The organism is Pseudoalteromonas sp. BSi20311 (assembly GCF_000239875.1).
In the GTDB taxonomy this organism is placed as follows: Bacteria; Pseudomonadota; Gammaproteobacteria; order Enterobacterales; family Alteromonadaceae; genus Pseudoalteromonas.
Map to the genome: position 1 here is coordinate 1 of NZ_BADU01000114.1, position 25,380 is coordinate 25,380.

Annotated in this window: 28 protein-coding genes; 7 read left to right on the forward strand and 21 right to left on the reverse strand. The window is 39.9% G+C overall.

What is annotated here, in order from left to right; genetic code table 11:
- Positions 1–545: 545 nt before the first annotated feature.
- Positions 546–1,025: an RNA-binding protein gene (locus P20311_RS12590; protein ID WP_008113390.1), complete on the forward strand. Its 480-nt coding sequence runs from the start codon at positions 546–548 to the stop codon at positions 1,023–1,025.
- Here the strand turns inward: P20311_RS12590 and murI are convergent.
- Both murI and P20311_RS12600 read right to left on the reverse strand, forming a co-directional pair.
- A complete protein-coding gene (gene murI, locus P20311_RS12595) occupies positions 988–1,776 on the reverse strand; it encodes a glutamate racemase (RefSeq protein ID WP_008113392.1) in 789 nt (262 codons plus the stop codon). The two genes, P20311_RS12590 and murI, sit on opposite strands and share 38 nt — an antisense overlap.
- A gap of 66 nt (positions 1,777–1,842) precedes the next feature.
- Positions 1,843–2,967, reverse strand: coding sequence for a DUF5610 domain-containing protein (locus P20311_RS12600; protein ID WP_008113394.1), 1,125 nt, complete (start codon positions 2,965–2,967; stop codon positions 1,843–1,845).
- A gap of 165 nt (positions 2,968–3,132) precedes the next feature.
- On the opposite strand from P20311_RS12600, the gene trmA reads away from it, so the two are divergent.
- Entirely contained in the window at positions 3,133–4,230 is a 1,098-nt protein-coding gene (gene trmA, locus P20311_RS12605) for a tRNA (uridine(54)-C5)-methyltransferase TrmA (RefSeq protein WP_008113395.1), read from the forward strand.
- A 9-nt stretch (positions 4,231–4,239) separates the two neighbouring features.
- On the opposite strand, the gene P20311_RS12610 is transcribed toward trmA, so the two are convergent.
- The 5 genes from P20311_RS12610 to ccoG all read right to left on the reverse strand — a co-directional run bounded on the left by P20311_RS12610 (position 4,240) and on the right by ccoG (position 8,555).
- The gene (locus P20311_RS12610; protein ID WP_008113397.1) at positions 4,240–4,692 is read right to left on the reverse strand and encodes a DUF523 domain-containing protein; all 453 of its coding nucleotides are present in this window, start codon (positions 4,690–4,692) and stop codon (positions 4,240–4,242) included.
- A gap of 62 nt (positions 4,693–4,754) precedes the next feature.
- A complete protein-coding gene (locus tag P20311_RS12615; protein ID WP_008113400.1) occupies positions 4,755–5,393 on the reverse strand; it encodes a thiol:disulfide interchange protein DsbA/DsbL in 639 nt (212 codons plus the stop codon).
- A 19-nt stretch (positions 5,394–5,412) separates the two neighbouring features.
- Positions 5,413–6,036 carry a thiol:disulfide interchange protein DsbA/DsbL gene (locus P20311_RS12620; protein WP_008113401.1) on the reverse strand — a complete coding sequence of 208 codons (624 nt, stop codon included), beginning with the start codon at positions 6,034–6,036 and terminating at the stop codon, positions 5,413–5,415.
- 36 nt (positions 6,037–6,072) lie between these two features.
- Entirely contained in the window at positions 6,073–7,047 is a 975-nt protein-coding gene (locus P20311_RS12625; RefSeq protein ID WP_008113403.1) for a serine/threonine protein kinase, read from the reverse strand.
- A 77-nt stretch (positions 7,048–7,124) separates the two neighbouring features.
- The gene (ccoG, locus tag P20311_RS12630; protein WP_008113405.1) at positions 7,125–8,555 is read right to left on the reverse strand and encodes a cytochrome c oxidase accessory protein CcoG; all 1,431 of its coding nucleotides are present in this window, start codon (positions 8,553–8,555) and stop codon (positions 7,125–7,127) included.
- 283 nt (positions 8,556–8,838) lie between these two features.
- On the opposite strand from ccoG, the gene P20311_RS12635 reads away from it, so the two are divergent.
- Together P20311_RS12635 and P20311_RS12640 are read left to right on the forward strand one after the other, a co-directional pair.
- Positions 8,839–9,198, forward strand: a complete 360-nt coding sequence (locus tag P20311_RS12635; protein ID WP_008113406.1) for a hypothetical protein — start codon at positions 8,839–8,841, stop codon at positions 9,196–9,198.
- Positions 9,198–9,404: a hypothetical protein gene (locus tag P20311_RS12640; protein WP_008113407.1), complete on the forward strand. Its 207-nt coding sequence runs from the start codon at positions 9,198–9,200 to the stop codon at positions 9,402–9,404. Before P20311_RS12635 ends, P20311_RS12640 begins: the two co-directional genes overlap by 1 nt.
- 31 nt (positions 9,405–9,435) lie before the next feature.
- Here P20311_RS12640 and P20311_RS12645 read toward each other — a convergent pair whose 3' ends face one another.
- From P20311_RS12645 to gspC, 13 genes are all read right to left on the reverse strand, one after another.
- A complete protein-coding gene (locus P20311_RS12645) occupies positions 9,436–10,023 on the reverse strand; it encodes a UPF0149 family protein (RefSeq protein ID WP_008113408.1) in 588 nt (195 codons plus the stop codon).
- A gap of 21 nt (positions 10,024–10,044) precedes the next feature.
- Positions 10,045–10,803: a type II secretion system protein N gene (locus tag P20311_RS12650; protein ID WP_008113409.1), complete on the reverse strand. Its 759-nt coding sequence runs from the start codon at positions 10,801–10,803 to the stop codon at positions 10,045–10,047.
- Positions 10,804–10,806: 3 nt separating this feature from the next.
- Positions 10,807–11,280 (reverse strand): type II secretion system protein GspM, encoded by a 474-nt coding sequence (gspM, locus tag P20311_RS12655; RefSeq protein WP_008113410.1) that lies wholly within the window; start codon positions 11,278–11,280, stop codon positions 10,807–10,809.
- Positions 11,277–12,485 carry a type II secretion system protein GspL gene (gspL, locus tag P20311_RS12660; RefSeq protein WP_008113411.1) on the reverse strand — a complete coding sequence of 403 codons (1,209 nt, stop codon included), beginning with the start codon at positions 12,483–12,485 and terminating at the stop codon, positions 11,277–11,279. Before gspL ends, gspM begins: the two co-directional genes overlap by 4 nt.
- On the reverse strand, positions 12,482–13,468 hold the full coding sequence (gspK, locus tag P20311_RS12665) for a type II secretion system minor pseudopilin GspK (protein WP_008113412.1): 987 nt from the start codon (positions 13,466–13,468) through the stop codon (positions 12,482–12,484). Before gspK ends, gspL begins: the two co-directional genes overlap by 4 nt.
- A complete protein-coding gene (gspJ, locus tag P20311_RS12670; RefSeq protein WP_008113413.1) occupies positions 13,468–14,133 on the reverse strand; it encodes a type II secretion system minor pseudopilin GspJ in 666 nt (221 codons plus the stop codon). The genes gspK and gspJ overlap by 1 nt, the downstream gene beginning before the upstream one ends.
- The gene (gspI, locus tag P20311_RS12675; RefSeq protein WP_008113415.1) at positions 14,134–14,508 is read right to left on the reverse strand and encodes a type II secretion system minor pseudopilin GspI; all 375 of its coding nucleotides are present in this window, start codon (positions 14,506–14,508) and stop codon (positions 14,134–14,136) included. It lies immediately after the preceding gene.
- Complete coding sequence (locus P20311_RS12680; RefSeq protein WP_008113416.1) at positions 14,508–15,095, reverse strand: prepilin-type N-terminal cleavage/methylation domain-containing protein; 588 nt, start codon at positions 15,093–15,095, stop codon at positions 14,508–14,510. Before P20311_RS12680 ends, gspI begins: the two co-directional genes overlap by 1 nt.
- Before the next feature lie 49 nt (positions 15,096–15,144).
- A complete protein-coding gene (gene gspG, locus P20311_RS12685; protein ID WP_008113417.1) occupies positions 15,145–15,567 on the reverse strand; it encodes a type II secretion system major pseudopilin GspG in 423 nt (140 codons plus the stop codon).
- Between the two features lie 69 nt (positions 15,568–15,636).
- On the reverse strand, positions 15,637–16,872 hold the full coding sequence (gene gspF, locus P20311_RS12690) for a type II secretion system inner membrane protein GspF (protein WP_008113420.1): 1,236 nt from the start codon (positions 16,870–16,872) through the stop codon (positions 15,637–15,639).
- Positions 16,873–16,874: 2 nt separating this feature from the next.
- Positions 16,875–18,437: a type II secretion system ATPase GspE gene (gene gspE / locus P20311_RS12695; protein WP_008113423.1), complete on the reverse strand. Its 1,563-nt coding sequence runs from the start codon at positions 18,435–18,437 to the stop codon at positions 16,875–16,877.
- On the reverse strand, positions 18,430–20,496 hold the full coding sequence (gene gspD, locus P20311_RS12700) for a type II secretion system secretin GspD (protein WP_008113424.1): 2,067 nt from the start codon (positions 20,494–20,496) through the stop codon (positions 18,430–18,432). Before gspD ends, gspE begins: the two co-directional genes overlap by 8 nt.
- A 23-nt stretch (positions 20,497–20,519) precedes the next feature.
- On the reverse strand, positions 20,520–21,464 hold the full coding sequence (gene gspC, locus P20311_RS12705; protein ID WP_008113425.1) for a type II secretion system protein GspC: 945 nt from the start codon (positions 21,462–21,464) through the stop codon (positions 20,520–20,522).
- Positions 21,465–21,664: 200 nt separating this feature from the next.
- Here gspC and hslR point away from each other — a divergent pair, with 200 nt between their 5' ends.
- Together hslR and hslO are read left to right on the forward strand one after the other, a co-directional pair.
- Positions 21,665–22,087 (forward strand): ribosome-associated heat shock protein Hsp15, encoded by a 423-nt coding sequence (gene hslR / locus P20311_RS12710; protein ID WP_008113426.1) that lies wholly within the window; start codon positions 21,665–21,667, stop codon positions 22,085–22,087.
- Positions 22,088–22,099: 12 nt separating this feature from the next.
- The gene (gene hslO / locus P20311_RS12715) at positions 22,100–22,945 is read left to right on the forward strand and encodes an Hsp33 family molecular chaperone HslO (protein ID WP_008113427.1); all 846 of its coding nucleotides are present in this window, start codon (positions 22,100–22,102) and stop codon (positions 22,943–22,945) included.
- Here the strand turns inward: hslO and P20311_RS19435 are convergent.
- Entirely contained in the window at positions 22,942–23,070 is a 129-nt protein-coding gene (locus P20311_RS19435; RefSeq protein WP_008113428.1) for a hypothetical protein, read from the reverse strand. The genes hslO and P20311_RS19435 overlap by 4 nt on opposite strands.
- A 138-nt stretch (positions 23,071–23,208) precedes the next feature.
- Here P20311_RS19435 and P20311_RS12720 point away from each other — a divergent pair, with 138 nt between their 5' ends.
- The gene (locus P20311_RS12720; RefSeq protein ID WP_008113429.1) at positions 23,209–24,747 is read left to right on the forward strand and encodes a phosphoenolpyruvate carboxykinase; all 1,539 of its coding nucleotides are present in this window, start codon (positions 23,209–23,211) and stop codon (positions 24,745–24,747) included.
- Positions 24,748–25,380 lie beyond the last annotated feature (633 nt).

The window sequence follows — 25,380 nt, forward strand, 5'->3', positions numbered from 1 at the left end:
CAATTCCTACCTAAGTAGTTATTGCTGTTGGTCACTCAGTTTAAATTGAGACTCTAAATTTGTTTGCCTCACTACCTAAGTAGCTTGGCTGTTAGAACTCAACCTGTACGAGTGCCCACACAGATGATTGCTTTATATTGTTAAAGAACGTTGCGACGCTGTCGCTAGGGATGCGTATAATACATCCTTTATTTTTCGAGTCAACACTTAATTTTAAACTTTCTTACGATGATTTAAACTTAAGTTTTACTTAACTCTGTGAGTAGCTCGTGCCTCGCTATGCGTTGGCGTTCCCCGTCTCAGTGGGGTCGCATTATAGGGAGATCCGAAAACAGATCAACCTTTTTTTTAGATCTTTTTACCGTTTGCTCAAGTTTCAAACAAATGAGGGTGAAATAGTAAAGAAACGCCTTACTATCGGTTGTTTTTTACACTCTTATTAACTATTTGCTATAAATTTCATTGCTATGTTCAATTAAGACGTTAAGATAGCAAGTTCACAATGTTAAATTAATGTTTATTTCCTGTTTATTGGTAGATCAAAAATGAAATTACCCGATCAAAAATCTTTTATCTTCGCAGTTATTCTTGCTGTTGTTGGTTTTGTTATCGTTAAGTTTGCGCTTGCAAGCCTAGCATTAGACCCTGCACTTCTATTCGGTGCCGGTTTATTAATTGGTGGTGTTGTTATTGCTGCAATGTCATCAGTAACTACAGAAGAAGCCGAAGTAAAAACAAAAACACTTTATGTTGGCAATCTTCCTTATCGCGCAAATGAAGGCGTTGTACGTGCTTTGTTCGAAGAGCAAGGCAAAGTCTTTAATGTTCGTTTACTAAAAGATAAAAACACTGGCAAACGACGTGGCTTTGGTTTTGTTGAAATGGCTCAAGCTGATGCAGATAACGCAATTGCTAAGTTAAACGATAGTGAGTTCCAACAACGTACTTTAAAAGTACGTGAAGCAAAACAAAAACAAGAAGATGATTCTAACTCTTATCGCTCAGAGTCGGATCAAACAGTGTAACTAGCTTAACCGCTAATTTATCACTACATACATCAGCCGTTGCATAATAGTGCAGCGGCTTTTTTATGTCCGCTTGGCAATCACTTAAATTTAGTAAATAACTAACCCGCTTCGCAATAGCTGCTCCAGAGTCTAACAACTTTATACGTGCTTTAAAGTAATCACTTATTGGTTTTGCAAGAATAGGAAAGTGAGTACAGCCTAATACCAGCACATCTATATCGTTATTAATATTTAACCGGTCTAACTCAGTGTGCAGCTTTTCAATATCTAAGTGTTGGGTAAAAAAGAATGCTTCTGCCAAGGTAACCAGTTCAACACTACTATATAAGCTTGTGGTTATAGATGAGGCATGCTCTTTAATTAGCGCATCTGTATATGAACTTGAAACCGTAGCGGGGGTTGCCAATAACCCAATATGCTTTGATTGTGTTATTTGTGCTGCGGGCTTAACTGCAGGTACAACCCCTACAATTGGAATATCTGTTATTTTTCGTACCGCACTTAACGCAGATGTTGAAGCGGTATTGCAGGCTATAACAATTAAGTCGACATTAAGTGACTCATCTTTGATAAATTGGATTAGTCCACATAAGCGATTAATAATGGTTTGCTGCGACTGTGCACCATAAGGCAATAATGCGTTATCCATGAAGTAACTGTATTGAGCGTGGGGAATGCTTTGCTGAATATGCTCAAGTACTGTGGTTCCACCTATACCTGAATCAAAGACCATGATGTGCGCTGACAAACTACCATTCCTACTCTTTACTTTGAACGGCAGTTTGCCATGAGGCTTTTATAAAAGAAAGTAGTTTTACTCAGCGTCTAGTTTTGCAGTAGCTGTGTTTAATTTATCTAAGTTTTCAAACATGGTGTTAGTGTAATCAACCAGTTTATCTATTTCTTGTTGATCTTGATTTAGCCATTGAATGATACCTGATAGCTGGCTTTCTAATCCTAATGCTTGCGCTTTAGAGTAAGCCGATTTTAGATCATCATTAAAAGGGGCTACAGTTTCGGCAATGGCTTTTTCTGATGTTGGCTTAATTTGTTCATACTCTTTAATAGCTGCCACAGTTTTACTTTGACGTAAGTCCATTGAAAATTCCACCAGCTGTTCATTTCCTAAGCTGAGTTCTTGGGCTTGTTCAAATGCTTTATCTAAGTCGCCACTGAAAAAGGTTTTACTTACATCTTGTAACTCTGTCATTAAATCATTTATAGCTTGCTGCTCGTCTTCATTAAGCTCTCCATTTACTGACATAGAAAATGATAACTCGCGAGATTCAGAAAATTGCGTACTAAATGCTTGCGAGCTTTCAGTTTGCTGATAGCGACTAGATGACTGAGATTGGTAAGCATCTGCAAAACTAATACTCACTTCATCACCTTCTGCGGTGGTAAAAGTGTAATCAGCGCTGTTACTAAGGTTCACATATTGCGATTGACTAACCGTTACGCTTGCCGGCTGAGGATTAAATAAGTTCTGCTCAAATTTATCAAGGCCATTGAAGATGCCCTCTTTTGATTTATTAATACCCTCTTCAAGCTCTTGATTAAATACGCCCATACCTTTTAATTCATCGACAGCTTCATCAACACCTGTTTGCACGCCTTTACGTGCCTGGTTAAGTATATCTTGTAGCTTGTCATCATCGGCACCATTGGCCTTGGCTTTTTTTACCGAGCTTGTCACAAAGTCTAAAACATTTTTGACGACTTCATTAAAATCAAACAATGGTTTGTCTTTTTTCGCTTCAGCAACCGGCAAACCTAATTCTTTTGCCATTTTGTCACCCAATACGGCAGCAGCCAATTCTTTTCCGCGTTGCTGATAGCTAGTTGGTGGGGAGTCTATTTTAGGCTGTGGCATTGCTTGTTTAGTATTGTATTTATTGGCATTGCTGTTTGGAACAAAACTAAAGTTACCTATTTTCATGAGAAGACTCCTATTTAGACATACTCTGTATATCGGCCAAGTAAGCCTATACTGTAGTAAAATGCTTAAAAAAAGCTCACTATATTTGATCAAAACTAGACAAATACGCTTCGCTCCCTACAATAGCGCCGATAAACAGATCTCAACGATAAGGTTATACCGTTAATGGCAGTTATAAATATAGATACCACGCAGTACGATGCACAATTAAATGAAAAAGAGCAGCGTATTACAGAGCAGTTTCAACGTTTCGGTGTAAAACAGTTAGAAGTATTTAGCTCTGAGCCTATTAACTACCGTCAACGTGCAGAATTTAGAGTATGGCACGATGGCGACGATCTGTTTCATATTATGTTTGATCAACAAACGAAAGATAAAATACGTGTTGATACCTTTGACCCTGCAGCTCCTTTAGTAGGTGAAGTTATGCAGGTAATGATTGATAACTTAAAAGGCTGCGAAGTACTGCGTCGTAAGCTATTTCAAATAGATTATTTATCGACCATCAGCGGTGAAATTTTAGTGAGCTTGCTTTATCACAAGCCACTTGATGAACACTGGTTAACTGAGATCAACGCCTTAAAGGAAAAGCTAAGTAACCAGTACAAAATTGACTTTATTGGCCGTGCACGTAAGCAAAAAGAAAAATTGGGCGATGACTTTGTCACTGAGCGCTTAATGGTGAATGGCCAAGAGCTAATCTATCAGCAGGTAGAAAATAGCTTTACTCAGCCTAATGCGAAGGTAAATATTAAGATGTTGGAGTGGGCACAAGAGCTATGTAAACCACTAAATAATGATTTACTAGAGCTATATTGTGGTAACGGAAACTTTTCAATTGCACTTGCGGACTCATTTAATAAAGTGCTGGCAACAGAAATATCAAAATCATCTGTGCATTCAGCGCAATATAATATTGCTCAAAACAAAGTAACTAACTTAGATATTATTCGCATGTCGAGCGAAGAGTTTACTCAGGCAATGAAAGGCGAGCGTACTTTCTCTCGCTTAGATGGTATTGACCTTAGTAGTTACAACTGCCAAACCATTCTAGTCGACCCACCTCGTGCTGGCATGGATACCCTAACGTGTGATTTAGTGGCTAACTATGAGAATATTATTTATATCTCATGTAACCCAGATACGTTAGAGCGCGATCTTGATCACTTAACACAAACCCATGAGGTTAAGCGCTTTGCAATATTTGATCAGTTCCCTTACACACACCATATTGAATCTGGTGTATTTTTACAGAAAAAATAAAATCTAATACTATAATACCAGCGCCTTGATGAGTGCTGGTATTTGCTCTTCACTAAATACTTTAACTTGATTCTTTACCAATAACTTAGCGGTCAGCCCCATGCCTTTTACTTTCACCCCACTATGGCTTCCATCATAAATTGTATTACGGCCACACGAAGGACTAGACTCTTTTAGTAAAGCAAAGCGAATATTATGCTTATTACAAAGGGCTAATGCTTTATTAGCGCCAGCTTCAAATGCACTTGTTACATCCTCAGCAGTATTTGTAATAACTCGATTTTGCTTTATCTCAGCGGGCGCTCTAGGCACGAGTAAACCACCAGCAATCTCAGGACAAAATACGATTAATCTATTTTGCTTTTGCCACAAATTAAGTTGAGGGTGCAATATTGTTTGGCCTTTACCATCATAACGAACTGGCAAACCTAACAAACAACTTGAGATTAAAATTTTTTCCATAATGAATTTTCTTCTTCAAATAAAAAAGCTCCTTTCGGAGCTTTTTTATTTCACTAAACTACTTATTTATTTGCTAAGTAGTTAATAAGTGCGCTTACATCTTCTGGCGATGAAATACCTGACTCGCCACCTAAGTTAAGCTTATATTTACCATTAACAATAAATGTAGGAACGCCACGCAGTGCCCCTTTACCTTTAAAGTAATCTTGGTCGCGCTTCATTTTAGAGCTCAGTGTACGTACCGAGAAGCTTTCAAATAATTTATCAAATTTGTCGCCATCTACACCTTGCGCTAAAAACACATCTTTTACATCTGCAAGCTCATTAAAACGAGCACGCTTTGCGTGAATATGATCAAACATCGCTGAGATAATTTTATCTTTTTGCGGTAGTACCTCAGCAGTCGCTAATGCTTGGCTGATCATGGTTTGATGTTCAGGGTCACGTACACCCACGAAATCTACATGGCTTTTCTTGAACTTTACGTTTTTGTCTAGCTTAGGTTTTATCTCAGCAAGCAGTGGCTCCATGTTATTACATGCAGGACAGTAAAAAGAGAAAAACTCTTTTACTTCTGGCTTTCTGGTTGCACGATCAGAGACGACATCATAATGCACGCCCTCTTCGTAAGTGGCAGCAAAACTGGTTGCAGCTAAAGGGAGTAATACAGCAAGTAACCCTGCTTTAACTAATTTGATCATTATTATGGTGCTCCAAAAATTATAGTTTTAGTAAAAAGCTAATTAACTCATCAAGCTCTTGTTGGCTCTTGATTGTATTAATATTGATTTTATATTTGTCATTTACGATAAATGTAGGCACGCCAGTTAATGCGCCAAGTTCAGAATATTTATTCTGCTTATCTTGCATGGCACGTTCAGCTGCTATGATAGGCAAACTAGCAATATCGTTATCAAATGTGCTGTTATCAATTGCGTTAAGCTCCAATAACTTCTTAACGTCTTTAATTTCTGTTAATGGTGCACGCTGAATATGGATGCTTTTAAAAATTTGCGCTGTTACCGCTTCTGTTTGACCATGTTTTTTTGCAATTAAGTAAGCAAGGCTCAAGTTACTTTGTGCTTGTGGTGAAACGCCCCCTAAAAAGTTAACATGATTTTTTACAAACTCAGCCCCTTCAGGTAAGTTTTCTGCAATCCCTTTTGCTACCGGCTCAAACTTAAAACAGTGCGGGCAATAGAAAGAGAAGAATTCGGTTACATTTGGCGTTTTACTTTTCTCAACGTCAATCACAGTATATTGATTACCTGCTTCAAAGTTGGCAGCTAGTGCTGCGAAAGGTAAACATAGGATCAGTAAACTTAGTTTTAATTTTTTAAGCATGAATATCTCGTTATACTTCTTTTTTAAATAAAAATATTATGGCAATAATTTTAACGGGGCTTCTTGCAAAGCTGCAAGCTGTTCTTTAAGCGCTAAAATTTGTTGCTCCCAGTATTTGTCATCTGCAAACCATGAAAAGTTCCGTACAAAAGCTGGATCGCTCCAACGTTTTGCAACCCACCCCATGTAATGAATCATACGCATGGCGCGAAGCGGTTCGATCAGCTTCAGTTGTGAGTGATCAAAATCGCAAAACTCCTCATACGCATTCACTAAAGTGTCTAACTGTAACAGCTGTGTTTGTCGATCGCCACTGAGCATCATCCATAAATCTTGAATTGCTGGTCCTTGGCGGCTATCGTCTAAATCAACAAACATCAGTGCATCCCCAGCCCATAAAATATTACCAGCATGACAGTCTCCGTGTAAGCGTATACTGTCTACATTTTTATATTGCAGCTGCGCTTGGGCAATAACTAAATCTAAAATAGTGTAAAAAGAAGTCTCTAGCCCCATAGGGACTAAATTACTTTTTTGTAAATGAACTTTAGCTGTATGCAGGTATTCATCACAGGTAACAGTCGGTCTTTGAGTAAAGGGTTTTGTTTTCGCCACTTGGTGCATGCGACCAATTAAACGCCCAAGCACATCAAGCTGATCTAAATTATCGACTTCAAATAAACGCCCGCCTACACTTGGGAACAAAGTAAATAAATACCCTTGGTGTTCAAATAAGCTTTGCCCATTATGCTTTATTGGCGCAACCACTGGTACTTCTGCGGCTGCCAGTTCAAAGGCAAAATCATGCTCTTCTTGAATTTGCGCTTTGCTCCAGCGTTCAGGGCGATAAAACTTAACAACGTAACGTTTTCCACCCTCAGCTACAAATTGATATACTCGATTTTCGTAGCTATTTAGCGCTAACAACCCTGACTCAGCGTAAATATCAACGCTTTCTATAGCATCCAAAATAAGATCTGGGGTTAAGTCAATAAAGCTAAATTTACTCATATACTTCTTATATAAAAGAAAAGCGGGAATATCCCGCTTTTTGTTAATAACAGTGTTCGTTTTTTAATACAGACCCTTTATCGCGCTTTAAAAAAGTTGCTTGGCTGCGATATTTGGTTATCAGGCTCGTTTATTGGCGACAGTACAAAGTTAAACTCGGTCATTGGCGCTTTTAAATCATAAGGGTCCATGACTAATGATAGCGGTACATTATGCGATTCACCGGCATTTACTGTAAAGGTGGTATCGCCTATGTATTTATAGTTATCTAACCCTTTAACATCAATAGAGAATGTTTGCTCATATTGTGCTTTATTAATCACTTTTAAGGTGTAGGTATTTTCAACTAAGCCATTAAAATCGACACGATACAACTGATTACGGTCACGGATAATATCAAAGTCCATGGTTTTACGCATCGCTATATTAGCAACCAGTGCACCAGTAAGTAAGAGTAAAATAACACTGTAACCAATCAGCTTTGGACGCAGCGGATGGGTTTTATTCTCTGGTGTTTCTAAATTACGCTCAGTGGTATAAGAGATAAGCCCTCGAGGGTAATTCATTTTATCCATTACGCCGTCACAAGCATCAATACAAGCGCCACAATTTATACACTCATATTGCAGACCATTACGAATATCAATCCCGGTTGGGCAAACCTGCACACACAAGTTACAGTCAATACAGTCACCTAAACCCAACTCTTTAGGGTCTTGTTTACGCGAGCGTGGCCCGCGGTTTTCACCACGCGCTTCATCATAGCTGACAGTAAAGGTGTCTTTATCAAACATCGCTGACTGAAAGCGTGAATAGGGACATATATGTAAACACATTATTTCGCGCATCCAGCCCGCATTACCATAAGTACATATCGTAAATACAATGATACTAACTAAGGCATAACCGCCCACATTAAAGGTGACAAACTCAGGGATTAGTTCACGAATAGGCGTAAAGTAACCAACAAAAGTTAACGCAGTATATAAAGAAAATAATACCCAACTGGTGTGCTTTGCGGTTTTTCGCCAGAATTTATCAAAATCCATTGGCCGTTGATCTAACTTTTTACGTTGGTTAGCACTGCCCTCAAATTTTTCTTCAAACCAAATAAAAATGAAGGTCCATACTGTTTGCGGGCAGGTATAGCCACACCATACACGGCCATAAAAAGTAGTCACTAAAAATAGAGCAAATGCCGCAAGCATAAAAATAAATGCAAGAATAGTGAAATCTTGTGGCCACAAAGTTAAACCAAAAATATTAAACTTTTGCTCCATTAGCTCAAACAAAACAGCTTGCTGGCCATTAAAGTTTATCCATGGCAATAACATAAACGCTAGCATGCCTAAAAAGCCGATGCGTTGTCTTAATAATTGATGAAGCCCTGTAACCGCACGCACATAAATACGATTACGAGGGTTAAATCTATCTTCTTGACGGCTCAGATCAGGTTTTTGGATCTTAACCTCTGTTGGTATGTTTTTTACTTTAATTTGCTTATCCATTGAAGTTCCTCAACGCCGCTAGGAAATAAAAATTCAGCAATCTTTTAGTACTTTTCGCCTAAGTGTAGCAACTTACATGCTAAACATAATTCGCTTTAAGTAGTACTTGTGTACTTTCAGATATTTCAGAAATATCTAACTACTGTCCCTTATTATACGCATATTAGCTAAAATTACTGACTAGATTGCTAATAATTTATTCAACTTGTGACTTGCTTTTAAGGTGTATTTTATTACACTTGCCGGCTACTAAAGTGTTGTTTGGATCAAGGTTTGTATATTTATGAAGAAATTTTTTATACTAGTGGTCGTGATCCTAGCATTTTTTACCGTTGATCACCCCTTAGTAAAAGAGCCGCGCGAACGCTTGCTCGGTGATGGTATAGGCTTGTTAAGCAGCACAACTAAAGTAGACCGCTTTCCTGTAGCAACTATGACGAGAAACAAAGTGAATCAGCAACTAGCACTTTCTCGTTCTGAACAAGACTATGTTGCTAAAACATTTACTACGGATGAATCAGTCAAGTTATTTGAACTACGCTATTGTCGTCAAGGTGATCTAAACCTTTACTTTTACGAAGAACGATTACTTACTGTATGTCGAATTATCAAGGAATCATTAGCGCAGGCGAGAATAAAATAATGGATTTTTCTGGATTAAATAAAAAAGCGAGTAACTCATTTCATCAACACCGCACTATGCTTAAGCAATTGGCACAGGGTAAAACGTTAAAATGTGAACATTGTAAGGGCGTGTTAACCCTTAATTTAGCCACCAGCGAGCCTGGTAAAGGAGTAATACAGTGCAAACAAGGTTGCACTGATATTGAATTAGAAATTGGCGGTTAGGTTTAAGAACAAAGTTTAAGTGCTAGAAAACTTACTCTTCCCACCCTTCATCAGTATACAAGCCACTGTTAAGCGCTACAATTTCGATAAGTTCAGCAAAACCTAATGCAAAGTCGCCCATTAACTCGTACTGCTGCTCACATAAGTGTAATTCATCAATATTATTTTGCTGTGCAATTTGCGCAATAATTGGTTTATCGAGTGCAAAAAAACTGAGCGTCGCCTGTGCACTTTCAAGTGCTTGTTTATACTGACTATCAAGTTGCTCACTTGCTAGTAACTTATGAGTATATGCTTGGCTTGCTGTTAGAAATCCAGCAGACCACTGCTGGCAAAAGTCATATTCAAACTCATTAGGTAACTTATAACCCAGCTCAAATACTTGCTCACTCACTTGATGATGTAACGCCATAAATAAAAACAATATGTCTTCATCAAGGTCGTTTGCTGTATTAGGGAGGATATTCTCTAACCATTGGTGAACTTCTAATGGCTCAGGTGAACATATAACGCCAAATAAATAACCTTGGCTTTGGGTAAGGCTCATTGCGCTAGGCTGGGTAGTTAAAAACTCGCTGAGCAGCTTAGCGTGCTGCTCAGTAAACTGAGGTATTTGCATTAAAACTCTTTATATAAAATATTAAAATTTAAGTGGGTAACGACCTTGGTTATCTGGTCTGCCTAAAAACTTCACCGCATCATGAACTTCTTTAGGTAAAGTTAGATCAGGTTTAACATATCCCGCAACTTTAAAGTCAAAATTAGCCTTTAGTGTAGCATCTGCCTCTAGCCCTAATCTATTGTCTGGCTCGATTAGTATGGCAACATCACCCGACTTACAACTTAATTTACCACTGAGGTCACCAATATTGAACCAACCTGTTAAACCTTGTACATCAATATCAGGGCTGGCTATTTCACCTTGTAATGATTGACAATAAGGCGCACCCGAAACGTATTCATCGAGCTCTAAAATTACACGCCCTTTAGCTGTAACCGGTAACGGTAAATCAATTCGCTGCATTGCTCGCTCAACGGTTGAACGCACTACGGTATCAGTTATTTTAAGTTCATCATTTGCTAGTGAATAACTAATATCTGCATAACCGGATATATCACTGCGTTCACGAGGGTTACCAAAGCGTAAGTTAGTATTCACTTGAGCTTTAAATAACGACCAGCCAGATATATCCCAGCGCACATTATTTAATTGCTCGCCATCAAAGCGCAGCTGCATCACTTGCCCCTGCCATAGTGTGCCAACTGTTTGCCCTATTTCTAACTGCGGTGGTAAATACGGTTTAGCTAAATTTACAGCAACCGCAGCCGGTAATTTAATAACGCTAAAAACAATAAAGCTCATTAAAAAAACGATGGATAAAATTATTATTTTTTTCATTAACTACTTCTCTAATACTAAACGGCTTACGCGTACATAACCGGACTTATCATCTTGGCTTAAATCTAGGTTTTCTACACTTAAGCCATGCTGATTAACGAGCTCGTCAATCCATTGGATTAATAGATTAAACTCTACCGAGTCGAGCGTTAAACGAAGTGAATTATCATTAGGCTGCATTTTACTAATATTAATGCTGTAACGGCCGCGCGTATTATTAACTATTTGGCTGAGATTTTGGTTACTCACGGCTTGCGTTTTACCAGCTGCTTTGAGCTTAACAATACTCTCGTCTACCCAGGCTAACAATTCTTGCTGCTTTATTTGTGATTGCTCTGCTCGCTCTATCGCAGTATTTAAAGGCCTAAAAACCCCCATCACCAAAACAAAAATGATAAATACACCGCCTGCAACCATAATTAGTTGTTGCTCTTGCTCTTTTAATGAACGCCAATATTGCATGAACTGCTGCTTCATTGTGCACCTCGCAGTCTGATTTCACCGACGATAAAATCGCCATCATTATTTAACGAGCCCTGCTCAACTGTGACCCCTTGCTGCTCCAGGATGGCTTTAACCTTACCAAAGGTTTGAAAGTCTTTACCACGGGCTCGAATGCGCAATTCATTACGGCGTTTGTCAAAGCGTAATGTTTGTGGCGTAAACTCATTCACTTGCGAAAACACGCTAACCAACTTACTGGTTAAATCTAAAAAGCCTGCATCGCTAACACCTTGCACTTTATCCAATGCACCCTGTATTTGATTTTTAATTAAATGAGGACGCACTCGCGTGCCAGGAAAGGCTTTTTGATATCGCTCTACTACTTGTGATTTAGCTACCTCAAGTTGCGAATTCAGTTGATGTAATTCAACCGCTTTAATTGTCACACTCGATACCAAGGCAATCACACTGATAATGGCGGCACTTTTCCAGTAACCCCACCATAACGCTGTTTTCTTTTTAAGGGTGTAAGGTCCTTGACGCAAATTAAACTTAAGTTTATCAAGCTGCTTAGCAAATAATGCCAACGGTAACTCATAGTCACTTGTTTGCGGATATAAGTTAAGTGCTTCAGGAAACTGATCAGCAGGGCTGTAATGCTTGATATCTGGGTTGCCTAATGCTACTAAATACTCTTTTAGCCAACTGCTTTCAACCGCGCTAATATGCCAGTCACCTTGTTTAAAGAGCCACTGTTTATTAAGTTCGATGGCAGTAACACATGACTCTTCAGCGCCTGGCAATAGCAATGCATCCGGTACTATTTGATATGGGGTGAGTTGATGTTGTTCAAATACTTCTAACCAGTGCTCAAACCAATCACGGTTCGTTAGCGCAATCTTAATTGCATGCTGCTCATCAACCATAGTTGGCTCCCCAAGCGCGATATAAATGTCGTCTATATCGCATGCAAGATCTTCTTCGAGCATATAGGGCAATGCTTGCTCTAATTTACGGCTCCACTTTGTTGGCAGTGTCACCGTTTTTAATTGCACCTGGTCACATGGTAAAAGTACCACAAGCTCTCGGGTTAATGCTTTTTCAGTTAGTTCACTTAACTGATTGGCATTTTGTAGCTCGCCACTGGCTATTATTTCTTGTTCTTGTGGTGAGTATATTAACCAGTTAAGTAAATCTTGCTCGGTTTGACCCGTGCGGATCAACAGTATCTCTGTCACTGTACGCCTCCAAATTTTCGCGCCAGTATCGTTACCTCGCCATTGCTGGCATACAGTAATGTGGTCATCGAAAAACGCAAATCAACAAATTTTGCCTGCGTTTGTAATTTAAAATATTCACTTTTTAAACTAAAAAGCTTTTCTACTGCTTTGATATTTTTGCCGCCTTGTTGTTTAACAGACTCAAAAAACTCTTCAATATTATCAAAGCCATTTTCAGGTCGCGCTGCGATTACCGCTTGAGCACCCGAAACACTCAGTTCGTCTATTAGGCCACTGAGCAATAAAGCTTGCTCTTCAGTGACTGTATTAACATTAATTGAAAGTAACGTACTGCCTGGGATCACACAGACATAAGGCAACACCTTTTCCATCACTAAAGGGTTAAATCCTTTAATTAAACGCAGTTCAGATACTGAAGCAAATAGGCTATTTGCTGTCATATACGGAAACTGACGCGATAAATACTCGCCTTCTTCAGCTCCTGAGCGATACGTAATACTATTTTTATCTAACCAGTCAAAAACACTATCAGCCATACCTTCTTCAGACTCATCACTGGGTAAGTCTTCTATATTTTCTAATATGGCAAACAACGCTTTATGCGCAGGGTTCGTTTTATTAGTACTGTTTGGGTCAGGCTCAGCACCAAGCGCATTTAAGTTTAAACAGGCTTGTAAATCAGTTAACTGACCGCTTAACGTGCCGTTATCAACTGGATACTTAACATCACCTTGCTTTGCCCACGGCTGCGCTAAGGTGGTTTTTTCTGGATCGTCTTTTTTACTTTGAATTAAGCCTTTAATAGCTAATTCTTCAGCGCCATAAGCATACCATTTAGCCTGTTGCTGACTCTGCAAGTTAGTACTTCTTTGTACTTGTACCATTAAGTTCGCACTCATTTCTACGGCTAAAATAGCAGCCAGCGCGACAATAAATAACACAATAACTAACGCCGCGCCGCGTGATGTTTTTTGATTCATCAAGGCGTTCCTCGGCCATTTGGTTGCGATTGGTTAGTACCATCATTAACTGGTTTAGTTAACTCTTTACCGAGTCCTGGCACTAAAAAAACGCGCCTAATTGGTTCTGCGTTCATTTGCTTTAACGTTACAGCTACCGCTTTAGGTAACGCCTTAATTTGCCAGTTTTCTTGCCACTCTGCGTTACCATCTAAAAACTCAAATTTAAGCTCTTCTACGTCAGCTAAAACAACTTGGCTACGAGGCTCCATATTATCAAGTTGATCAACATAAATGCGATATACTCGTTCTAAGTTGTCATCAATTACTCGATAACCAACAGCTTGCAGCTCTGAGCGAGGAAGCAAATTAATGGGATTCATCCAACCATCACGCACAAAGGCAATGCCATCAAGCTGGCTTTCTAAAATGTAGCGCCCTGCAAGTAAGTAACTCTCTTGAAAATCCCCTGCTTCATTACGCACTTGGCGTTTAGTCATTTGGCTAAAGTCTTGATCCATTAGCCTGAAGGCTGTTTGTAACCCATTTAGCTCAGCAATTTTTTCATCTGATGCTTCTTTGGCACGCGTGGTGGTATCAAGTATTTGGTGGGTGGCCATAATAACAAACGCCAACACCCCTAGTGCCACCATCACTTCTAATAATGTAAAACCGCGCTGCTTCACTTATGGCTTACCTTTATTTAAGTAAGTACTTAACTCATAAATTGAATTTTCATACTTATCATCTGTAAACACATTAATAGTGACCTTTACAAAGCTTTTATCAGCAGTGGGCACAACATCTTGGCGCCAAAACCATTCAATCCCCGCCATCATCTCAGTGCCGCGGGTACCATTTTTACCTTGCCATTTTTCGCCTTTCGTTCGTTGTTCTACCAATACATTCTCGGCTACCCATGAGCCATACGTTTGTTCTTCAATGCTGGATAAGTGATGAATATGCTCACCGGTTGCTTGCATTGCAGCAATACCTGCCATGGCACAAATACTTAGCGCAACTAAGACTTCTAATAAGGTAAAGCCTTGGTATCTTTTCATTATTGGGGCTCTCGACGAAAATCTACTGGCGCTGCAAATTTACCTTCAATAAAATATACCGGCTCCGCCTGATCTTTTAACTCAAGCATGAGCTGAAATGCACTTACATCAGCAGAGGATAAAAGAAGTACTTGAGGAACTTTTAATTTTTTAAGTTCTAATAAACTGTCTTCATTATCGCCACTCATTAACTCACGCCAGTTAGATTGCTCTAATAAATTATCTTGCGCCCAAGGTAGGTCTTCTAAGTTAAGTGTTACTTTGAATTGCTGGTCAAACTCAATTGGTTTAAATAACTCTTCCCGTTCAAAGCTGATCCACTTTTCACCATCAAACACTAAAAATTCAAGCGTATTTTGATCAACTAACAAACCTAACTCTACTTGGTTAAGTACTGCAAATTCCGATGCAGCATTAATGGTGGTATGCAGCCTACCTGCTTGCTTATCTAGCTCTTCCTCAGCGCCGCCATCTAAGCTGTATACCACCATTTTGGTGGCAAAGGCGATGATCACCAATACCACTAAAATTTCTATTAAACTAAAACCATATTGCTTTGCACCTAGGTGCTTAAGGTTTACCTGCATGGTAAACCCCAATCAACTAAGTTTAAACGTATGATAAAGTTGATACCCATTACTGCTTATCTTCATCCCAGTTGCCAATATCATCATCGGTAGCTGGTTCGCCATCGGGTCCCATAGAAAAAATATCAAACTTACCAATCTCTCCAGGACTAATTAATTGGTAATTATTCCCCCACGGATCTTCTGGTAATTTGCTAATAAAGCCACCATCAGGGAAGCGCTTTGGAATAGGCTCAATACTGGTTTTTGTGACTAATGCCTCTAAGCCTTGCTCTGTACTTGGGTAGCTTTTATTTTTAAGCTTGTACAAACTCATAGCATCTTCTAACTGCTGAATATCTAAATGCGCTTTATCAATAGCTGCTTCTTCTTGCTGACCCATAATATTAGGTGCCACAATCGACATGATCATCCCGATGATAACCAGTACCACCATCACTTCTAATAAAGAAAAACCTGATTGTTTATTCACGTTATTACCTCGTTATTCTAAAAACACTAAGCAAAAATGATTTAAGTAAATCATTAATATAAAAAATAATTAAAGGCCAACAGCCTTATTCATTGCCATAATTGGCTGCAAAATTGCCATTACTATAAACAATACAATGACTGCCATGGAGGCAATCATTGCAGGTTCTAATAATTTTAATGACACATTGACCATACTTTCAAACTCGCGATCTTGATTGTTAGCGGCTCGCTCTAACATTTGCTCAAGTTCACCGGACTTTTCACCACTGGCTATCATATGCAGCATCATTGGTGGAAACAACTTAGTTTGCTGCAGTGAAGCACGCAGACTTGCTCCTTCACTTACTCTTTCTGCGGCATCAGCCACAGCTTGTTTGATTTTTTCGTTAACTAATACCCCACCAGAAATACGCATTCCTTCTAGTAGCGGTACTGAACTTGACGATAAAATACTTAAAGTACGAGCAAAGCGCGCTGTGTTAATTCCTCTAGCAACTTTACCTATGCCTGGCATATGTAATACTTTTGCATCCCACCAAAACCGTACCTTAGGTTTTTTAAGCGCATATTTGATTCCAACCGCGGTAGCGGTGATCACCAATAAACTTATAAACCAGTAATTTTGCACAAAATGACTACCCGCCATAACCCACTCGGTGGTCCAAGGTAAAACTTGTTTAGTTTTTTCGAACGTTTTTAATATTTTAGGTACCACAGTACCCAATAATACCGACACAATACCAATGGCAAACACCACCAAAATAATTGGATACACCATAGCCTGCGTAATTTGACTGCGCATATGTTGGCGCTGCTCAGTGTAATCAGCTAGTCTGTTGAGCACTTGATCTAAGTGACCTGACTTTTCACCTGCCGCCACCATAGCGCGGTACAAATCGTCAAAAACATGCGGAAATTCACTCATACCATCAGCCAGAGTATAACCTTCCACTACTTTCGATCGCACCGACATCAACATACGTTTTAGCCTTGGCTTTTCACACTGCTCAGCAACTGCCATTACCGCCCCCTCTACAGGTAGGGCAGACTGAATTAGGGTTGCAAGCTGACGAGTGATCAAAGCGAGATCGGCTGTTGATATGGTTGGTTTAAATAAAGAACCAAGTAAGGGAGCTTTTTGACCTTTAACTTGTTTGTCATCTTGCGCAGCAGGCACAACCTCAAACGGCGTGAGCTTTTGATCGCGCAGAAGCTGACGAACTTGCTTAGCTGTATCGGCTTCTAAAATACCTTTTTTTTCTTTTCCCCGGCCATCTAATGCGCGGTATTCAAACGCCGCCATAGCTAGCCTTCCTCACGCGTTACGCGCAGCACTTCTTCAAGCGTTGTTTTACCAGCAAGCACACGGCTGCAACCATCTTGACGAATGCTTGAGCTATGCTTGCGAATGTATTTCTCTACGCTTTGCTCACCTTTACCGCTGTGGATCATTTCACGAATGGTTTCGTCGACAACTAATAACTCGTGAATACCAGTACGACCTCGGTAGCCATTAAAGTTACACTCTTCACACCCTACTGCGCGATAAATCGTCGGTGCATTGTCAAACGATACGCCGAGTAATTCACATTCACGCTCATCTGCAACGTGACCTTCTTTACAGCTATTACATAAAGTACGTACTAAGCGCTGGGATAATACCCCCAGTAATGAAGACGATAATAAAAATGGCTCAACGCCCATATCTTCCATACGGGTGATTGCACCTGAGGCTGTATTGGTATGTAACGTAGACATAACTAAGTGGCCAGTGAGTGATGCTTGCACACCAATTTGGGCTGTTTCTAAATCTCGTATTTCACCAACCATAACTACATCCGGATCTTGACGTAAAATAGCGCGCAGACCACGGGCAAAGGTCATATCAACCTTGGTATTAACCTGTGTTTGGCCAATGCCAGGAATTTCGTACTCAATTGGATCTTCAACCGTTAAAATATTGCGATCCCGCGAGTTAATTTGGCTCATACCTGCATAAAGCGTGGTACTTTTACCAGAGCCTGTAGGGCCTGTAACTAAAATTATACCGTGAGGCTTGCTAATTAAGTCGGCAAACAGCTCTCGGTTTCGAGCTGTCATACCTAAGTCTTCTAGATTTAAACGTGCATTGTTTTTATCAAGTAAACGCAGTACCACGCGCTCACCAAAGCTCGATGGCATAGTCGACACACGCACATCTACAGCGCGTCCTGCAATACGCAAACTAATACGACCATCTTGCGGTATACGTTTTTCTGCAATATCGAGTTTGGCCATTACTTTAATACGCGATACCAGTAAAGAGGCTAGTTTCCGATTAGGTTTTAAAACTTCTTTGAGTACGCCATCCACCCGAAAACGAATAACCAGCTCTTGCTCAAACGTTTCAATGTGGATATCAGAGGCGCCTTCTTTAATTGCCTCACTGAGCATGGCATTAATTAGTTTTATAATAGGTGCATCGTCGTCACCGGCAAGCAAGTCTTCAGTTTGAGGAAGCTCATCAGCTAGTGAGAATAAATCAACCTCATTACCAATATCTTCCATCATTTGCTGAGTTTCTGAACTATCACGTTGATACGATGCTTCTAGTAATAGCTCAAACTTATCATCTTCTAGTTGCTCAAGTGTAAAGCCATGTCCTGCAATACGGCGTACTTCTAGTAATACATCAACATCAAGCTCACCACGGTAATACACAATCTGGTTATCTTTATGCTTACTGAGTAACGCACCCACTCGTCTGGCATATGAAAACGGCAAACGCTTTGCAGGCAGCTCGACTAAATCCTCTTGAGCAAGCTGATCATCACTGTGAATAATTGGATGAACAACATCTTGATTAATATCTTCTATCGCATTAGTCATCGTTACGCTCTTGTGCATTTTGTTTGCGTAAATGCTCTTCGTACGTAGGTGGTAGCACTAGTTCGTCATTCCACTCGGGTAAAATAGGCGTGTCTGACATTGGCATTAAATTAATACCATCTTCACGTTTTTTAAATTGCTCACCGCGAATAAAGTTATATTTACTAAAGCTGAGTTTATTCATACTAACGCCATCGCGAATAATGGTTGGTCGAATAAACACGATAAGATTACGCTTACGTTTTGTTGTATTAGTTGACTTAAATAAGTGCCCTAAAATAGGAATGTCGCCTAGTAATGGCACTTTTGACACGCTTTCTTGCACATCTTCATCAATCAAGCCGCCTAATACCACCATACCGCCATCATCGGCCATTACGGTTGTTTTAATTGCGCGCTTATTCACTGAAATATCAACTGCCGTTGCACCACTAACACTAGAAACTTCTTGCTCTATGGTTAATTGCACCGCAGAACCATCATTAATTTGTGGTGTCACTTTAAGCTTTATACCCACCTCTTGACGCTCTACCGTTTGAAATGGATTTTCGTTGTTACTACCTGTCTGCGAACCTGTGATAATAGGTACTTCTTGACCAACCAAAATAGATGCTTCTTCGTTATCCATTGTAGTAATAGATGGAGTAGCTAGAATATTCGAATTAGTGTCGGTTGAAACCGCTTGAACAATTGCACCCCAGTCGTTTTTTATCACTCCCATAGCTAAACCATTAATACCACCAAGTAATGAGGCTAGTGGGCCGTAATCGCCTTTAGTAGTTTCATCAACCTTGGTTACCGTACCGCTTTCAGTACCTATTATATTTTTGGATACGGTAGTGTCACGAGCCTGCTCCGCAGCGACAGCTAACGCACCCACAGGTACTGTTGTACCATTGTTAAATTGTAGCATCCCACCTTGCTCTGAAATCCATTGCAGGCCAAAGTTAACGCCATCACCTTCCATCACTTCAATAATAATGGCTTCCACTAGTACTTGTGCGCGGCGAATATCCAAACGCTCAATCACTGACTCTAGTGAACGCATCGTATCTGGCTGAGCAGTGATCACGAGTGAGTTAGAATCTGGATGAGCTTCAATGCTAGTGTCGTTTCTATTACTGCTACGCGCATTGTTGGTTGCTCCGCCTTTTGAATCCTCTGCCAGCGATTTACTCACACCTTGGAGTACTTTGACTAAATCTTCTGCTTTTGCGTAGTTTAGGTAAAATACTTTAGTGTTACCTTGGCTTTCCAGTTCACCATCTAAACGCTTAATAAGCTCAATGGCGCGTGTACGTGCTTGGCCTTCACCACTAACAATCACACTATTAGTACGACCATCAGCTACCACTTTAGGAATTAAAAACTCAGGAACACTGCCCTTACCACTGTCTTTATAGATATTTTCAACCACTGAGACAACATCATCAGCCGTCGCGTACTTAAGCTTAACGATATCAACACGCTTATCACCCGCTTGGTCAACAGAGCGAATAATTTCGACTAAGCGATTAACAGATGCTGCGTGTCCTGTTAGCATCATCACGTTAGCGGCATTAAAGTTAGCAACATGCCCACCATCTTTTTGGTCACTAAACTGGCGAACCAAAGGGCCTAATTCTTGAACGCTGACATTTTTAACTCGCACAACCCGAGTGATCATCATATCGCCAGCTGCATCGCTGTCCGTTGTAATTAACGGTACATTGGATTTTTTAGCATCTGAGCTTTTTTCTATTTTTATTATGTTGTTATCCATTTCGACGGCTGAATAACCGTAAACTTCTAAAACATTTAAAAAGAACTGATAGTAAAGTGCCTCATCCATTAATTCGTAACTGCGTACATTTACTTTGCCACGCACGTTGGGATCAATAATGATGGTTTTATTAAGGTTTTTGCCAACAATATTAATAAACTCATTAATATCTGTGCCCTTAAAGTTAGCAGCGTATTCAACAGCAGCAACCGACAAAGAAAGACTTGCCGCTAAAAAAAGTGCCGCATACTTAGCTAACCCTTTTTTAATTTTTTTGAGGTGTAGCACCTGAACCATTATGTTAAAACTCCAAAGCTAAGTTATTGCAGACTAAATAGTACATCTATTTGCTCACCATCACGCTCTATTGTGATTGTTGCATCTGTACTGTTTCGCAGCTCATTCATTGCTGCCATTGCCTGTTTTAAATCTGTTAATTGATAACCGTTAATTGCGACGGCCAAATCATTATTTTGTAATCCCATTTGTTTAAATAATTCAGGCTCTTTACCTGGACTCAAACGGTAACCTATAAGTTCCCCATCATTCATCGCTTGAGAAACGCGTATATAATCAAATAGTTTGCCAGGCTCTTCTAAAAGCTCCTCGCGAGTTTCGATTAATGCTTCTTTCACCTCAAGGTTGGCAGTGGCATCGATTTGCTCCTCGCTTTGTGCTGAAGGTGCTAAAGGCCCCATTTCAGGCTCATCTCGCGCAGCCAGTACAGGCATAGACACTGTTTTGGTAAAGTCGAGTCCATCTAGCATTAAGGTTTCAAAGCGACCGCTTACATCTAGAATCACACGGTCTGGGAGTATTTGCGATACTTTTGCACGTGTACCTTGCACCACATCCTCAACTAAATAACTCGCTTGGCGACCCTGTGACTCAATAATAGCCATTCCCGCCTTATCATCATTACTCACAGCAACAATACCAGTTAAATTAATACTAAGACGTGTTTCAGGGGCATTATTAATGACTTTAGTTTGCGGAGCAGTATTGGTGTTTTTTGTTACATTTACTTTACCAAATAAAAATTGCTCAATGATCGAATCTACAGACTGGTTATTGCCACCCACAGCTTGGTTAGAATAGCTAATAGGGGCAAGAGGAGATGTTACTGGCTGCGGCCATAATAGCCACATCAGTTTTGATAATAAAAATGCAATATAAACAACAACTAAAACCATAACCATTGCGCTTAATTTCGCATGCGGTAAACGGTTTAATAACTGCTTAAATTGTTGAACGTGCTGTTCCATAAGTAGTGTTCTTATTTTAATTTATAACGAAATCACTTAGCCATAGTACCTTTTCATTTTTCATTCAACAAGCACGCTAATATTAAACTTTGTAAACAGATTGATTTATTTATTGTATTAGCTGTGAAATCAAGCAATAGCTACATGCGGTAACAGTTTCGTGATAATTTACCTAAGTAGTAAATTTACTAGGATGTTTTATGACAAAGAAAACTAAACTCAATGACAGCTCAGAAAACGCGGACACACTTAAAGTGAGGTTAGACAAGTGGTTATGGGCAGCTCGATTTTATAAAACGCGCGCAATTGCACGTGAAATGGTACAAGGCGGCAAAGTGCATTATAATGGCCAACGTAGTAAGGCCAGCAAAATAGTAGAAATTGGCGCAGTTATAAAGCTAGCCCAAGGCGTTGATGAAAAAACCATCACAGTATTAAATATACTTGAAAAGCGCCAAAGCGCCCCCATTGCACAGACCATGTATCAAGAATCTGATGCTAGTATTGCTAAGCGTGAAGAAAATAGTATCGCACGCAAAAATAACAGTTTCTTTGCCCCGCATCCGGATAAAAAACCAGATAAAAAGCAAAGACGCGAACTTTTAAAAATGAAATCAAGTTAGGTATAGCCGCTCATGCAACAAGATTTACTTCACCGCTATTTATTTGACAACCTCGATGTTCGTGGCGAACTCGTACAAATAGACAACGCTTACAATGAAATGATTGCGAAACACAATTATCCAGAGCCCGTTAAAGCATTATTAGGTGAGCTGCTTGTTGCAACCTGTTTATTAACAGCAACGTTAAAGTTTGAAGGCGAGATTGCGGTTCAACTACAGGGTGATGGTCCCGTAAAATATGCAGTGATCAATGGTGACGATCAACAAAATATGCGTGGTATAGCGCGATTACAGCATGAAGTGACGGGCTCAACAGTTAAAGAGCTTATTGGCCAAGGCTACATGGTTATCACTATTACTCCCACTCAAGGTGAGCGTTACCAAGGGATAGTACCTTTAGAGCATGATACATTAAGTGAGTGTATAGAAAGTTACTTTGAGCAGTCTGAGCAATTAAAAACGCGCCTTTGGTTTGCAACCGATACTGAAGAAGGCTGCGCCAAAGCATGTGGGCTATTTTTACAAGTGCTACCTGTAGATAAACAAAAATCGATTGAAGATTTTGCTCACTTAGAAGCACTCAGCAATACTATTAAAGATGAGGAGCTACTAGAGCTTGATGCCAATACTATTCTTACGCGCCTTTATCATGAAGATAACCCACGCGTATTTGACCCTCAACCAATTCAATTTAAATGTGGCTGTAATCGCGAAAAAACGATGACAGCTTTAGTTAATGTTGGTCAACAAACGCTTTTGGATGATGTCGAAAAAAATGGTGAGATTAAAATTAGCTGTCATTACTGTTTAAAAGATTATGTATTTAACGAACAAGATATAAAAAGTATATTTAATTAATCTAGCTTTTTAAAACACACTATAAAATAGCCATAATTTTTTATGGCTTTTTTGTGCCCAAAAAATGACACCGGTATCACAAGCTGAGCATTTTTCATGACACCGGTATCATTGAAATTATTCATGTTTTTTCCTTAATTTATATGTTTTTACGGCGTTTATAAGCTCGAATATCCTTAACCCATCTGTTACTATATTTGCAGCTTAAAGGTTACTAAGACCCAGAGCTATCCCGTTCAATCTCACACAATTTAGGTATAAACATGACTTCAAGCGCTACCCGTTTTGTCGATCTAACTGCAGCTGAACTTGTCGAACACGCTATCAGCCGTGGCGAAGGGACTTTAGCCGCCAATGGTGCTTTTGTAGCTAACACTGGTCGTCGTACCGGTCGTTCTCCAAAAGATCGTTTTATTGTTCAAGAATCAAGTACTGAAAATGAAATCCAATGGGGTAACGTAAATCGCCCATTCGATGCAGATAAGTTTGACGCCTTATGGGCACGTGTAGAAGCACATGTGCAAAGCAACGACCACTTTATCTCTCACCTTGAAGTAGGCGCTGATCCAGAGCACTACCTTCCTGTGGTTGTAACAACAGAAACTGCTTGGCACCATATCTTCGCTAAAAACATGTTCATCGAGCCACAGTCATACAACAAAGCAGACTTCCCTCAGTGGCAAGTAATGAATGTACCTTCGTTTGTATGTGATCCTGAACGCGATGGCACTAATAGCGATGGCACAGTTATTATTAACTTTGCACAACGTAAAGTGTTACTTGCTGGTATGCGCTACGCGGGTGAAATGAAAAAATCGATGTTCTCTGTGCAAAACTTCCTACTACCAGCAAAAGGTGTATTACCAATGCACTGTTCTGCTAACGTAGGTGAAGCAGGTGACACCGCATTATTCTTTGGTCTATCTGGTACAGGTAAAACAACCTTATCAGCAGATCCAACTCGCTTCTTAATCGGTGATGATGAGCACGGCTGGGCACCAGGTAGTGTATTTAATATCGAAGGTGGTTGTTACGCTAAATGTATCGACCTTTCTCAGAAAAACGAACCTGTTATCTGGGACGCTATTCGATTCGGCACTATTTTAGAGAACGTGGTACTTGATGAAAACCGTGTTCCTGATTTCAACGATACCAGCCTAACTCAAAATAGCCGTGCAGCTTACCCACTAGAGCACGTTGAAAAACGTAAAGTCGAAAACCGTGCAGGCGAGCCAAAGGCAGTTGTATTTTTAACATGTGATGTAAGTGGTGTACTTCCACCAGTGTCTGTACTAACCGAAGAAGCTGCAGCGTTTCACTTCCTAAGTGGCTACACAGCAAAAGTTGGCTCTACAGAAATTGGCTCTACTAGTGATATTGAATCAACATTCTCAACGTGTTTTGGCGCTCCTTTCTTCCCACGTCCTGCAGGTGTGTACGCAGAGCTTCTAATGAAGCGTGTACGTGAATTCGGCGCTAAAGTTTACCTAGTTAATACTGGGTGGACAGGTGGTCCTTACGGTATTGGTAAGCGCTTTGATATTCCAACAACACGTGCTGTTGTTGATGCAATCGTATCTGGAAAATTAGCCGGTGTTGAAACTCAACACATTGACGTGCTAAATCTAGACGTACCAGTTGCAGTACCAGGCGTAGACAGCAAGCTTCTTAACCCAATCAATACATGGGAAGACAAAGCTAAATATGCAGAATATGCGTCTAAACTAGCTGCTGATTTCACAGAAAATTTTGCTAAATACGACGTATCTGACGAAATTAAAAATGCAGGCCCTAAAGTTTAGTAATCACCTTTAGTCTCATATTTAAAACGCCAACTTTGAGTTGGCGTTTTTGATCCTACCTATTTTACTCTAGCAACGTGGTTTCTTTGCTAATTGCTGATGAGTCACCAATTAGCTAAAGACGTTTTCCCTATGTTTTTATGCATTTCTTAATAAAGACTCACCGAAAGCCTATCAAGCTTTAAAATAGCAGTTGCTGGTTTGTACAAACACAATATTCCACTTCGTATATCTAAAATTAAACGCCATTAAACTATGTTAGAGTTGTACAACTGTGCGTTGTCATCAGCAATGAAACAATGCCGTAGGATAAACCTGTCCAATACTTCACTCTTTACCCTGATAGAGGACATCAAACAACACTAGCTATTACTGGTACTCTCCTATGAACACAAAAAAGCTCTGGTCATTCGAGCCGGGCTTGCTTGTATTTGGAGTCGGTGCGCTACTTTTATAGCGACAAAGCAGAATGTTCTTCTGGGACAGCGTTGATAGCCTTAATAAAGGCATGGAGGTGGCTTTAGGCTGTTATTCTTTTGCTTTTTAACCTAATGCCTTTAACCTTTTACCTTTGTTTTTCACTTTCCTACAGACGTAAAAAAGCCCGACTCTTTCGAATCGGGCTTTCTCTTA

Excerpts from the sequence above, each read along its gene's own strand:
- P20311_RS12590 (WP_008113390.1), top strand. The coding sequence starts at position 546 with ATGAAATTACCCGATCAAAAATCTTTTATCTTCGCAGTTATTCTTGCT.
- P20311_RS19435 (WP_008113428.1), bottom strand. The coding sequence starts at position 23,070 with ATGAATAATTTCAATGATACCGGTGTCATGAAAAATGCTCAGCTTGTG.
- hslO (WP_008113427.1), top strand. The coding sequence starts at position 22,100 with ATGCAACAAGATTTACTTCACCGCTATTTATTTGACAACCTCGATGTT.
- P20311_RS12600 (WP_008113394.1), bottom strand. The coding sequence starts at position 2,967 with ATGAAAATAGGTAACTTTAGTTTTGTTCCAAACAGCAATGCCAATAAA.
- P20311_RS12625 (WP_008113403.1), bottom strand. The coding sequence starts at position 7,047 with ATGAGTAAATTTAGCTTTATTGACTTAACCCCAGATCTTATTTTGGAT.
- ccoG (WP_008113405.1), bottom strand. The coding sequence starts at position 8,555 with ATGGATAAGCAAATTAAAGTAAAAAACATACCAACAGAGGTTAAGATC.
- P20311_RS12645 (WP_008113408.1), bottom strand. The coding sequence starts at position 10,023 with ATGCAAATACCTCAGTTTACTGAGCAGCACGCTAAGCTGCTCAGCGAG.
- gspK (WP_008113412.1), bottom strand. The coding sequence starts at position 13,468 with ATGAATCAAAAAACATCACGCGGCGCGGCGTTAGTTATTGTGTTATTT.
- P20311_RS12610 (WP_008113397.1), bottom strand. The coding sequence starts at position 4,692 with ATGGAAAAAATTTTAATCTCAAGTTGTTTGTTAGGTTTGCCAGTTCGT.
- hslR (WP_008113426.1), top strand. The coding sequence starts at position 21,665 with ATGACAAAGAAAACTAAACTCAATGACAGCTCAGAAAACGCGGACACA.
- P20311_RS12720 (WP_008113429.1), top strand. The coding sequence starts at position 23,209 with ATGACTTCAAGCGCTACCCGTTTTGTCGATCTAACTGCAGCTGAACTT.
- P20311_RS12620 (WP_008113401.1), bottom strand. The coding sequence starts at position 6,036 with ATGCTTAAAAAATTAAAACTAAGTTTACTGATCCTATGTTTACCTTTC.
- P20311_RS12635 (WP_008113406.1), top strand. The coding sequence starts at position 8,839 with ATGAAGAAATTTTTTATACTAGTGGTCGTGATCCTAGCATTTTTTACC.
- trmA (WP_008113395.1), top strand. The coding sequence starts at position 3,133 with ATGGCAGTTATAAATATAGATACCACGCAGTACGATGCACAATTAAAT.
- gspD (WP_008113424.1), bottom strand. The coding sequence starts at position 20,496 with ATGGTTCAGGTGCTACACCTCAAAAAAATTAAAAAAGGGTTAGCTAAG.
- gspM (WP_008113410.1), bottom strand. The coding sequence starts at position 11,280 with ATGAAGCAGCAGTTCATGCAATATTGGCGTTCATTAAAAGAGCAAGAG.
- gspF (WP_008113420.1), bottom strand. The coding sequence starts at position 16,872 with ATGGCGGCGTTTGAATACCGCGCATTAGATGGCCGGGGAAAAGAAAAA.
- gspI (WP_008113415.1), bottom strand. The coding sequence starts at position 14,508 with ATGAAAAGATACCAAGGCTTTACCTTATTAGAAGTCTTAGTTGCGCTA.
- P20311_RS12650 (WP_008113409.1), bottom strand. The coding sequence starts at position 10,803 with ATGAAAAAAATAATAATTTTATCCATCGTTTTTTTAATGAGCTTTATT.
- gspE (WP_008113423.1), bottom strand. The coding sequence starts at position 18,437 with ATGACTAATGCGATAGAAGATATTAATCAAGATGTTGTTCATCCAATT.
- gspC (WP_008113425.1), bottom strand. The coding sequence starts at position 21,464 with ATGGAACAGCACGTTCAACAATTTAAGCAGTTATTAAACCGTTTACCG.
- P20311_RS12615 (WP_008113400.1), bottom strand. The coding sequence starts at position 5,393 with ATGATCAAATTAGTTAAAGCAGGGTTACTTGCTGTATTACTCCCTTTA.
- P20311_RS12640 (WP_008113407.1), top strand. The coding sequence starts at position 9,198 with ATGGATTTTTCTGGATTAAATAAAAAAGCGAGTAACTCATTTCATCAA.
- P20311_RS12680 (WP_008113416.1), bottom strand. The coding sequence starts at position 15,095 with ATGCAGGTAAACCTTAAGCACCTAGGTGCAAAGCAATATGGTTTTAGT.